Annotated in this window: 9 protein-coding genes; 5 read left to right on the top strand and 4 right to left on the bottom strand. The window is 68.4% G+C overall.

Features of this window, described 5'->3' with window-relative positions; genetic code table 11:
* Positions 1 to 9: 9 nt before the first annotated feature.
* From U1H99_RS20860 to U1H99_RS20870, 3 genes are read right to left on the bottom strand one after another with little or no spacing between them, the layout of a single operon-like run.
* Positions 10 to 603 (bottom strand): PqiC family protein, encoded by a 594-nt coding sequence (locus tag U1H99_RS20860; RefSeq protein WP_323143630.1) that lies wholly within the window; start codon positions 601 to 603, stop codon positions 10 to 12.
* Positions 600 to 2,261 (bottom strand): PqiB family protein, encoded by a 1,662-nt coding sequence (locus tag U1H99_RS20865; RefSeq protein WP_323143631.1) that lies wholly within the window; start codon positions 2,259 to 2,261, stop codon positions 600 to 602. The genes U1H99_RS20860 and U1H99_RS20865 overlap by 4 nt, the downstream gene beginning before the upstream one ends.
* Entirely contained in the window at positions 2,258 to 3,655 is a 1,398-nt protein-coding gene (locus U1H99_RS20870; protein WP_323143632.1) for a paraquat-inducible protein A, read from the bottom strand. The genes U1H99_RS20865 and U1H99_RS20870 overlap by 4 nt, the downstream gene beginning before the upstream one ends.
* Before the next feature lie 124 nt (positions 3,656 to 3,779).
* Between U1H99_RS20870 and U1H99_RS20875 the strand changes: the two genes are divergently transcribed.
* A complete protein-coding gene (locus U1H99_RS20875; RefSeq protein WP_323143633.1) occupies positions 3,780 to 4,169 on the top strand; it encodes a VOC family protein in 390 nt (129 codons plus the stop codon).
* Between the two features lie 13 nt (positions 4,170 to 4,182).
* On the opposite strand, the gene U1H99_RS20880 is transcribed toward U1H99_RS20875, so the two are convergent.
* Positions 4,183 to 6,027, bottom strand: coding sequence for a glycosyltransferase (locus tag U1H99_RS20880; protein ID WP_323143634.1), 1,845 nt, complete (start codon positions 6,025 to 6,027; stop codon positions 4,183 to 4,185).
* Positions 6,028 to 6,126: 99 nt separating this feature from the next.
* On the opposite strand from U1H99_RS20880, the gene U1H99_RS20885 reads away from it, so the two are divergent.
* The 4 genes from U1H99_RS20885 to U1H99_RS20900 all read left to right on the top strand — a co-directional run bounded on the left by U1H99_RS20885 (position 6,127) and on the right by U1H99_RS20900 (position 11,500).
* Positions 6,127 to 6,681, top strand: coding sequence for a GNAT family N-acetyltransferase (locus U1H99_RS20885; protein WP_323143635.1), 555 nt, complete (start codon positions 6,127 to 6,129; stop codon positions 6,679 to 6,681).
* 252 nt (positions 6,682 to 6,933) lie between these two features.
* Positions 6,934 to 9,216, top strand: a complete 2,283-nt coding sequence (locus U1H99_RS20890) for a TonB-dependent receptor (RefSeq protein ID WP_323143636.1) — start codon at positions 6,934 to 6,936, stop codon at positions 9,214 to 9,216.
* 12 nt (positions 9,217 to 9,228) lie between these two features.
* The gene (locus U1H99_RS20895; RefSeq protein ID WP_323143637.1) at positions 9,229 to 10,122 is read left to right on the top strand and encodes a carotenoid biosynthesis protein; all 894 of its coding nucleotides are present in this window, start codon (positions 9,229 to 9,231) and stop codon (positions 10,120 to 10,122) included.
* Positions 10,123 to 10,132: 10 nt separating this feature from the next.
* Positions 10,133 to 11,500, top strand: a complete 1,368-nt coding sequence (locus U1H99_RS20900; protein WP_323143638.1) for an oxygenase MpaB family protein — start codon at positions 10,133 to 10,135, stop codon at positions 11,498 to 11,500.

Consider the following 11,500-nt stretch of genomic DNA (forward strand, 5'->3'; position numbering starts at 1 on the left):
ATAGCAAGGTCAGCAGCCGCCGCCGGATCCCTTGCGCACCGCGGCCGCCATCGCCTTCCCCAGCTTGGCCAGCGCCGCGCGGTGGCCGGCCACCAGCGCGTCATAGCCCTGCCCCACCGGTTCGCGCAGCACGCTGCGGCAGGTCAGCACGGTCTCGCTGCCGACCTGGCGCACGCTCCAGGTGGCGTCGACCAGCGCATACTGCCCGGGCACCGACTCGAAGCGCTGGACGTTGGTGCTGATCCGGTAGGGCGCCGCCCCGGCCGGGTACGGGGTGCGGTAGACGTCGATCGCGCCGAGCTCGGCGCTCACCTGCAGCGACAGCGCATGGCCGATCTCGTCCGCCAGCGGCCCGATCCAGCGGTGATGGTCGAGCATGTCGACCTGGCCGGCGCCGGTGGTGACCACCAGCTCCTTGCGCTTGACCTGGGCCGGCACGTTCACCGCTAGCATCTCGATATAGACCGGCTGCGCGGCGGCCTGGGCCGTTGGCGCCGGCGTGGCGGGGCCGTTCAGGGTATAGAAATGGTCGCTGTCGGTCGTGGCGCACGCCGCCAGCAGCGCGGCCATCCCGATGCAAGCCGCAGCCTGGATCGATCTCATTTGCTTTTCTCCTTTGCTTTGCCGCGGATCAGCGATTCCGGATGGCGTTCGAGGTAATCGGACAGCGAGTTCAGCGATTCCACCGTGCCCTGCACGTCCTGCAGCGTCTGGCGCAGCTCGGATTGCAGCGGCGAATCCTGCTGCAGCAGGGCGTCGGCGCTGGACAGCGTCTTCTTGGCGGCGTTCAGCGCTTCCTGCATTTCCGGCAGCACCTTGCCGTCGAGGCGGGCGATCATCGCGTTCGCCTGCTGCAGCGTCTTGTTCAGGTTATTCCCGATCTCGTCGAACGGAATCTTGTCGAGCTTGCCCGCGATGCGCGACAGCTGGCTCTGCAATTCGTCGAGCGGACCCGGTACCGTCGGCAGCACCAGCACGCCGGGGGCGGCGGCCAGCGTGGCCGGCTTGGCCTTGGGCGCTTTCGGGAAGAAATCGAGGTTGAGGTACAGCTGATTGGTCAGCAGGCTGCCGGTGCGCAGCTGGGCGCGGAAGCCGCGCGTGACCATCTGGGCCAGCGCCTGTTCGGAGGTGGCGGCATCGGTGCCGAGCGCATTCAGTACCGACTGGCCGAGGCGGCTCGGGTAAATGTCCGCCGTCACCGGCATGCGGAATTTCTTGCGGACAGGGTCGTACTCGATGCCGACCGTGCGCACCTCGCCCAGCACGATGCCGCGGAAATCGACCGGGGCGCCGGCCGTCAGCCCGCGCAGCGACTGGTCGAAATACATGATCGTGGTGACGGCCGGGCCATCCGGCGGGCGCAGCGCCGCGTTGCGGTCGTCGGCGAGCAGGAAGCTGGTGTCGGCGCTGGCCGGGACCGCGGGTTTTTCGCCGCTCGGCGATTCGAAGGCGATGCCGCCGGTGACCAGCGTCGCCAGCGACTGCGTGTTCAGCTTGAAGCCGTTGGCGTCGAGGCGCACGTCGACGCCGCTGGCATGCCACCAGCGCGTATCGGTGCCCACCAGGCCGATGTAGGGCTCTTCGATGAAGACCGACAAATCGACACCCTTGCCGGCCGGATCGAGCCTGGCCGAGGCGACCTGGCCGACGCGCACCCGGCGGTAATACACGGGCGCACCGGCCGCCAGCGAGCCTAGGCTGTCGCCGTGCAGCTTGAATTCGCGTCCCTTCAGGCCGGGCGGCACCGCGGGCGCCTTGTCCAGTCCCACGAAGCTGGTATTGGTTTCCTTGGACGTGCCGGGGGCGGCGCCGATGTAGGCACCCGACAGCAGCGTGCCGAGGCCGGTGACGCCGCTGGTACCGATCTGCGGCCGCACCACCCAGAACCTGGTGTCGACGGCGGTGAAGCGCTCGGCTTCCTTGGCCATCTGGATCGTGGCGACGACCCGGTTGCCGTCCGGCCCCAGCGTCACCTTGGTCACCTGGCCGATGTCGACTTCCTTGAACTTGACCTTGGTCTTGCCGGCTTCGAGTCCTTCGCCGGTAACGAAGGTGACCGTGATCGACGGTCCCTTGTCGAACAGCCAGGTCACGACCTGGGTGGCGCCGATGATCGCGGCCAGCAACGGGATCAGCCAGATCAGCGACGGCAGCCAGCGGTTCGGCTTGTCGATCTCGGGCGGGGGCGGTTCCGGCATCTGGCGCGCCTGCGGTGGCGCTGCCTGGGTCGCAGGGGCGTTGCCGCCATCCTGGTCAATCATGTTCTTTCTCCTTCTTCACGAGCTTCGATCGGATCCCAGATCAGGCGCGGATCGAACTGGCTCGACGCGAACATCGTCAGCACGACGACCACGCCAAAGGCCAGCGCGCCGGGACCGGCGGTGATGGTGGCGACGGCATTGAAGCGCACCAGGGCGACGGTGAGGGTCACGACGAAGATGTCGAGCATCGACCAGCGGCCGATGAACTCGACGATACGGTACAGGCGGGTACGCCTGAGCGGCGCCCGGCGCGAGCGCAATTGCGCAGTGACGACCAGCACGGTCAATGCAATCAGCTTTCCGACCGGCACGAAGATACTGGCAACGAAAATGATGATTGCCAGCCCGCGCGAATTGGTGTCCCAGAACAGCTTGACGCCGCTCATGATGGTGTCGCCCTCGCTGCCGCTGCCGAGCGAGGTGGTGTACATGATCGGCAGGATGTTGGCCGGGATGTACAGCAGCGCGGCAGAGATCAGCAATGCCCAGGTGCGCTTGATGCTGTCAGGGATGCGACGGTGCAGCCGCGTCGCGCAGCGCGCGCAGCGCGCCGCCGGGCCGCGGCAGGCGCACAGGTTAACCAGGCCGCAGGCATGGCAGCTGACGTATTCGGTGGGCGTGCCGGGCGCCGGCGCCACCCGTTGCATGCGGCGCGGCGCCACCTGGTCGCCGAGTGCCCACAACGCGCGCGGGTCGTAGCGCATGGCCAGCGCCGACAGCAGCGTCAATGCGCCGAAGGCGAACAGGCCCGGATGCGGCGCCACCCTGGCCAGGCTGGTCATCTTGATCACGGTGACCAGGATGCCCATCATCAGCACTTCGGTCATGGCCCAGTGGCGCGCCGCCTGCACGATGCGCAGCAGCAGGTCGAAACCGGGCACGCGGCGGCCGCGCGCCAGGCCGGTCGCCACGTACAGCAGGGCGCCGAGGTCGAGCAAGGGGAACACGATCGCGCAAAAGAACACCAGCGCGGCGATGATCTGCATGCGTTCGTGCCACAGCACGCCGATCGACTGCAGCAGCGTGACGCTGGTCACCATGCCTTCGAGGTTGAGCGAGACGATCGGGAAGCACTGCGCGATCAGCCACACCAGCACCGCGCCCAGCGTGACGGCCATCATCGTGTTCGGATGCGGGGTCGGCCCCGCGGCTTGCCAACGATACAACTCCTTGCGGCATTGCGTACAGCGCGCCCGCTCACGCCGCGCCAGCGGCCGCCAGCGGTAGACCTGGCCGCAGTCGTGGCATCCGATCAGTTCCCCTTCCCTCATGCGGACGCACGCTCCCCTGACACGGGACCGGCTTGACAGGTTGATGCTGAGGGGGAATAGGGCAAACGGGACTCCAGAAAGAATGGCGATGTCATATGTATTATGACTATTTTGATGCAGCAACCCCGCACGATAGCGTGCGCCACGGTTGACGGCATGCGGCTCGGGTAAGGGCCGCGACCGGTGCTATAGTCGCCGCTGCAAGGCCGTCGCCTTGCGGGACCCACTGAATAAAGGAAGATCAAGGATGCTCAATCACGTCGTAGTCGGCTCGAACGATATCGAACGATCCAAACGTTTTTATGACGCCGTGCTCGGCACGCTGGGCGCGGGCGAAGCGATGCGCAACGTGGCCGCCTCGGGCCATACCCGTCTATTCTACCGCCACGCCGGCAGCAGCTTCGTTGTAAGCGAACCGATCAATGGTGAACAGGCAACGCCGGCCAACGGCGGCACCATCGGTTTCAAATGCAGCTCCCCGGAACACGTCAAGCAGTTCCACGATGTCGCCGTCGCCAACGGCGGCACCTCGGTCGAGGCGCCGCCGGGTCCACGCGAGAGCAGCATGGGTACGATGCACCTGGCCTATGTGCGCGATCCGGACGGCAACAAGCTGTGCGCCGCGTTTCGTCCCTGAGCCGACCTGGCGCTCATGAGCGGGTGTGGCCGCCTTCGGCGATCACCCGCCGGAGGAAGCCGAGCAGCGCCGGCACGTGGCTGTCGAAGCTGAAGCGCTCGCGCTCCCGCCACACGCGCTGGCGCAGCCCGCGCATGCGCGCCGCGTCGCGCAATTGCGCGGCCAGGCCGTCGATGTCGTCGTAAAAGATGCCGATGCCGAGTTCGCGCGCCAGCGTCTGCGCGGCCACCGCCGCCCCGCGATTGTCGCGCTGGATCATCGGCAGTCCCGCCATCGCCAGCGTCGCCATGCGCGCCGGATAATTCAGGTCGTCCCAGTCGGCCAGGCGCAGGTCGCCGCCATTACGACTGGTAAAGCAGTGCAGCCAGCCGGCATCGTAGCGCGAGAATTCGTCGACCCAGCGGTCTTGTGCCACATTGGCATGCAGGTGCAGGTGTTGCGGCGCCAGGCCGCGCGCCTTGGCGATCCATTCCTTCCACTGGCCGTGGGTAAAGTCGCCATAGAAATGCAGGTGGATGTCGTGCGCCGCCAGTGCCGCCACCGTGGGCGGATGCAGCCCGATCGGCCGTCCCGGCACCACCGTGTGCAGGCCACCGTCGCGCGCCGCCAGCAGGCTGCTGCGCGGCGCATCGAACCAGTCGCGCTTGGGCAGGTCGCCGTCGAGCACCATGGCCGGCTTCGACGTCGCCAGGCCGGGCGACGCCAGCTCGAACCAGTCGCGCGTTTCCGGACTGCCGAAGATGCGTCCATCGGCGCGGCGGTACAGGTCGAGCAGCTGGGGCCAGCTGCCCTTGTCGACGCAGATGAAGGGGCCTTCCTTGAAATGCCAGACGAAGGGAATACCGGGCGTGGCCAGCATCACCGCATGCACGAAGGGCACGGCCTGCCAGTTCAGCAGGCCGTAGATGAGGTCGGGACGGAGTGCGCGGACAGCCGCGCGCCAGTCCTTGCGCGGCAGCTCGGCCACGTGGCCGAAGGGCAGCGGGCCGACCGTGTTGAACCAGTAAGGGGTGTCGGTCCACAGGCCGTACAGGGCATGGCCCTGCTCTTCCAGCGCCAGCACGCGCTCGGCGTTGTAGGCGAGTTCGCCCACCAGCAGGATGCGCAAGCCGTCGGCGGCGCGCGGCGTCGGCGGGCGTTCGCGCAGGCGGCGGTACAGGGTGTCCTCGTCGATCGCGTTGCCGGCGCTGGTGTGAAAGCGCAGCGGCGCCGTCACGCGGTAATGCTGGCGGAACGGATTGATGCCGCCCACCGGCTCCTGCATGCGCTTGTGGCGCTGCCCGGGATGGTCGACCCACTCGCAACTCGGCTCGCCGGTGCCGACGAAACTGCCCGCCGCGCGCAGGCGCCCCCAGTACAGGCGCTCGAGGTCGTCCGATTCGAGGCTTGCCCGTTCGAGCCAGCGCAGGCCGCTGCGGCGGTGCATCACCTGCACCAGCTGCAGGGGCGTGTCCGGCAGCTGGCCCGGATGCCAGCGGTTGTAGTGATGGCGCAGGCCGGCAAAGGCCAGCACCGCCTGCGGGGTCGCGCCCAGCGCGCCGGTTAGCAGTTCGAGATGGCGCGGGTAGAACACGTCGTCGCTGGGCAGGTAGGCCACCAGCGGCGCACCCGTCCGGTCCAGCGCCGTGTTCAGTGCGCGGCCCAAGCCCTCGTTGCGCTCCAGCCGGACGGTGCGGATGCGCGGATCGGCCAGGAAAGGCGCCACGGCCCCGGCGGTGCCGTCCTCGGAGCCGTCGTCGACGACCATCGCTTCCCAATTGCGCAGGGTCTGGCCCTGCAGGCTGGCAAGTGCGCGGCCGATAAAGTCCGCCTGCTCGAAGCTGGGCATCAGCACACTGACCGCGGGCGCCTGGGACATGGAAGCTCCTGCCGGTTGAACATGCAGCCAGCATAGACAGCGGTACCGGCCGGCGTTTGCGCGGTATCAGTCGTGCGCCGGCTCCGCTACAATCGCCGCATGAGCGAGCTGCCGATCCTGGATACCGCGCGCACCGTGATGACGGTGCCGGCGCCCGACCATGCGCCGCTGCTGCTGGCCTACCGCCTGCACAACCGCGCCCACCTGGCGCCGTGGGAACCAGCGCGCAGCGCGGACTATTTCACCGAGGCGGCGGCACTTCGGCGCCTGGCGCAGTCGGTGGCCGAGGCCCGCGCCGGCAGCGCCCTGCATTTCATCGCATGCGACCGCGCCAGCGGCGCCATCGTGGCCACCTGCGCCTTCACCAACATCGTGCGCGGCGTGTTCCAGGCTTGCCACATCGGTTTCTCGGTGGCGGCGGCCTGCCAGGGCCAGGGCTTGATGCACGAAGTGGCACGAGCGGGCATCGATCATATGTTCGGGTCGCAAGGCTTGCATCGCATCATGGCCAGCCATCTGCCGCGCAACCTGCGCAGCGCCGCCCTGCTGGCCAGGCTCGGCTTCGAGCGCGAGGGATACGCGCGTTCCTACCTGCGCATCGATGGCAAATGGGAAGACATGGTATTGAGTTCGCTCATCAATCCTGCCGATTAAGTTAAACAACTGTATAGCCAGGACACACATCCATCATTTCAGTTTCATGACGGCGGAGCCAATTTGGCGGTCCGGTTGCTTTATGGTCACTTTTTTGTGGCTTTGAGGAACTATTTTTGCATCCGACTATCCCTTGCAACTGCCCAGTTACCTCGGCGTGAAATAAAATCTCTCACAATTTCACGTTGACGGTTCGCAATGTTTATTAAGCATGCAACCGGAGAACCATCATAATAAAGCTGGGGAAGTCTCATGAAGAAGCAATGGGTTCGCCTGAACCCCACCCTGCTGGCAGCCTCGATTGCCGGCATCGCCTCGTTCGCAGTACCGTTCCATGCCACCGCGCAGGCCCAGCCATCGCCGCAGGGACCTGGTGCCGACGCCACGCTCCCGGAAGTCATCGTCACCGCCCAGCGCAATGCCGCGCCGGCATCCCGCACGCCGGTAGCGATGAGCGTGCTCACCGCCGCGCAGCTCGACCAGCAGGGCATCGACAGCCCGGGCGCGATCGCCGACCGCCTGCCCAACACTTACCTGCAGAATTCCTACGACGGCCTGCGCATCACGATGCGTGGCGTCTCGAATGCCGACGCCACCGAGAAGGGCGATCCGTCGGCCGCCTACCTGGTCGACGGCGTCTACGTCGCGCGGCCACAGGCCCAGAATGCATCGTTCTACGACGTCGAGCGCATCGAAGTGCTGCGTGGCCCGCAGGGCACGCTGTACGGCCGCAACACGACCGCCGGCGCCGTCAACGTGATCAGCAAGGCACCGGTGCCGTATTTCGAGGCCGCCGTCAATGCCACGGTCGGCAGCTACGACACGCGCCAGCTGGGCGGCATGGTCAACGTGCCGGTGAGCGAGGTGCTGGCGCTGCGCGCCGCGTTCACTGCCAACCGCCACGATCCCTATATTCGCAATGGACAAGGCACCGGCTACCGTCCCGGCCTCGACCGCGACGACCGCGCCGCGCGCCTGTCGGCCAGGCTCACGCCAGGCCACGGCATCACCGCGATCGTGCGCTACGAGGCGGGCCTGGACAATACCAACAACGACAGCACCGTCGCGGACACCAATTTTTATACCGGCCTGGCCCAAGGCAAGCCGGTCTGGAACGGCGACGACAGCGCGCGCCGCCTGACCAACCGCTTCAAGTCGCCCAACAACGTGCCCGACCAGGGGTTCTCGCACAAGACCTCGTCCAGCCTGAGCGCCGACGTCAGCTGGGACCTCGGCCCGGCCACGCTCAGCTGGCTCGGTTCGCACCGCAGTTTCGAGCACGACTACCTGTATAACTATTTCTACCGCGTGGCGCCCAGCGTCGCGCTCGGGGTACGCCAGAACTTCCACGGCGACTACACGCAGGATTCGCACGAGCTGCGCATCGCCACCAACGGCCAGGGACCGCTCAGCGCCCAGGGCGGCGTGTACTGGTTCCACGAGAACGTCAGCGACCATTACACCTTCCGCGACCTGAAGGCGGCCGGCCTCACGCCCTACTACGTGTTCGACAACGATCCGGTCGACGCCTGGAGCCGCGCCGTCTTCGGCCAGGCGACCTACGCCTTGAGCCCGCGCCTGCGCGCCACCGCCGGCGCCCGCTATACCGAGGACGACAAGTCGCGCTACGGCTATATCGGCTACCAGCAGGCGGCGACGCTGAACACGGCAACCGACCCGCGCGAATTGAATGCCGGCGCGATCTCGAGCAACAAGACCACCTGGCGCCTCGCCCTGGACTACGACCTGGCGCCGGGCACCCTGCTCTACGGCTCGCTCGCCACCGGCTACAAGTCGGGCGGCTTCAACGACGGCTGCAGCGCCGGCGCGGTCGGCAGCGGCCGCCTGGCCAGCGTCGGCTGCCCGGCCGCCAGCGCGGTGCCGGCGCACAGCCTGGTGTACCAGCCCGAAACCCTGCGCGCGCTCGAAGCCGGCCTCAAGACCCGCTTCTGGGACAACCGCGCCAGCCTCAACCTGGCCGTGTTCCATTACGACTACCGCAACCTGCAGCTGTCGTCGCAGGAAGTCGTCAACGGCAAGCCGCGCTATGAAACCACCAACGCCGGCGAAGCCAAGGTGCGTGGCCTGGAAGCCGACGGCCAGGTGCGCGTGACGGCGGCCGACCGCGTCACTTATGCGCTGAGCCTGCTCGATGCGCACTACACCAGCTACCGGCCGGACGCCACCCGCGACCTGTCCGGCACCAAGCTCGACCGCGCGCCGGCACGCACGCTGGCGCTCGGCTACGAGCACCGCTTCGCGCTGCCGGGCGGCAGCCTGGTGCTGGGCGGCGGCACCCGCGCCAGCGCCGCCTACATCCTGGGCGTGCCGTCGAAGGGACTGGTCTACCGCATCCCGGGCCACACCGAATCCGACCTGCGCCTGGGCTGGGAGCCGCTCGCTGCCAGCTGGAGCCTGCTGGCGCGCGTGCGCAATCTCGAAAACCAGGTGCGTCCGCTGACCATCAATTCGACCGGCATCACGGTGCCGAGCGATCCGCGCACCGGCGAGCTGCGGCTCGACTACCGCTTTTGAGGCACTGACACCATGACCTTGCCGATGCCCCGTCCGTACGCCAGCCTGCCCATGATCGCGGGCGCGCTGCTGGCCGCCTTCCTCGTCATCCTGGCCACGCGCGGCGCCGGCGAGACCACCGTCCTGCTCGTACTGAGCTCGCTGGTCATGTTCGGCTGCTGCTGGGTCAGCGCCGCGCATGTGCTGGGCGGACGCGCCGCCTCGAGACTGGTACTGATCGCGCTCGTCCTGGGCTGGGCGGCCGAACAGCTGGGGTCCACCCGCGGCTGGTTTTTCGGCAGCTATACCTACACGGGGATGCTGGGCCCTCGCCTGGGCGAAGTGCCGCTGGTGATCCCGATGATGTGGTTCGCGCTGTGCTACGTCGCCTACGTGATCGCCAACCTGATCGTCTGGCAGGCGCCCTCCGACAGTGCCGGCGCGCCGCCGCTCGGGCAAGACCTGCTGATGTCGCTGCTGGGCGCGATGGTCGTGACCTGCTACGACCTGGCCGCCGACCCCTACATGGTCAACACGCTCCAGGCCTGGATCATGACCGACAAGGACGGCTGGTGGTTCGGCGAGACCGTGCAGGGATTCGGCGGCTGGATGCTGGTCTCGTTCACGATCCTGCTGGTGTTCCGGCGCGGCTTGCGCGGCAAGCCGCTGCGTCCGGCCGCGCCGGTGATGCTGCGCCATGCGCTGGTGCCCCTGGGCGTGTACGGCGGCCTGATGCTGTTCCTGGTCGCTCTCGGCAACCCGGTCGAGACGCGTACCATCGCCTTGTTCGCGATGGGCTTTCCGCTGCTGGCGGCGGCCTGCGGCCTGCTGCGCTGGCAGCGCGAGGCCACCGTCGCCGCCGCCCGGGGTGCGGCCGCGGGCGCGCCCGGCGCCGTGGCGGCCGCGCCGCTGAAGGAAGCCGCATGAAGGTGGCACCATGAAGCGCGACGCCTTCCGTCTGGACGCCGGGCATCCCGGCCTGCGCGCCGATCCGCTGGCCGATGGCGTCATCGGCGCCATCCTCGGCCCGCGCGCGGACCACGCCCCCGGCCAGGGGCCGGACATGGCCGCCATTGCGCAGCTCAACCGCGAGATCGCGCGCTGGCAGAATAACGCCGACCTGGCCGGATGGCGCGCGGGCGCCGACCTGCCGCCGCACGCCGCCGCCGCCCTCGAAGGCTACGTGGCTGCGGCATGTGCCCTGCCCGCCTGGGCCGACCCGGCCCGCATCGCGCGCGCGGAACAGTTGTTCATGGAATTGAGCATGACCTCGTGCACCTTGCTGTTCTGCGCCAGCCTGCCGCAGTGCTACGTGGTGCCGGACCTGGCCGCCGTGCTGCACGTCGCCGGCCAGCTGGAGCAGCACACCGACTACCGCGTGCGCGCCACCGCCGCCATGATCTTCCCGGTCATGATGCGCGGCGGCCTCACCGCGGCGGCTGGTGGCGGCGTGGCGCAGGCCCTCAAGGTGCGCCTGATCCACGCCACCATCCGTCACCTGGTGCTGCGCGGCGAACCGGACGCCGCACCGGCGCGTGCCGTGCCGCCGCTGGCGGCGCGCGGCCCCGGCCTGCAGCAGGCGCTGTACGCGCACGGCTGGGACGTCGACCGCCTCGGCCTGCCCTGCAACCAGGAACAGCTGGCCTACACCCTGCTGACCTTCGGCTACGTGTTCCTGCAAGGCTTGCGCCGGCTGGGCATCGGCCTGGCGCCCGCCGACGAGGAAGCCTACCTGCACGCGTGGAACGTGCTCGGCCACCTGCTGGGCATCGAGCGCGGCCTGATGGCGGACACCATGGACGAAGCGCAGGCGATGTTCGAAGCGATCCAGGCGCGCGGGCGCGCGGCGGCGCGCCCGGACGATCCGCGCCCGGCGCTGGGCCGGGCCCTGGTCGGCAACCTGCAGGCCTACATCCCGCTGCGCCTGCTGAAACCCGCCCCGGTCCTGCTGACCCGCCACCTGTGCGGCGAGGCCGCCTCGCGCGACCTCGGCCTCGAAGGACGGGTGGCCTGGGCCTCGCGCCTGGCCTTCGCGCTGGTGATGGCGGCGGTACGCGGCATCGATCGCGTCGGGCGCCTGTTCTCGCCCGGCTTCTCGCTGGCGCGCCTGGCGTCGCGCATCCTCGGCTACCACCTCACCGTCAAGCTGCTGATGGACCAGACCCGCCCGCTCAAGCTGCCGACTGCGCTGCTGAACCAGGTCGACGGCGTGGTCCGCGCATGGCACTGCGATCCGCGCGCGCCTCGCTGGATGAATGCGGTCGAACGGCGCCTCACCACACGCCGTCCCTCTCCCAAAGGATAA

The organism is Massilia phyllosphaerae (genome assembly GCF_034659755.1).
GTDB classification, from domain to species: domain Bacteria; phylum Pseudomonadota; class Gammaproteobacteria; order Burkholderiales; family Burkholderiaceae_D; genus Telluria; species Telluria phyllosphaerae.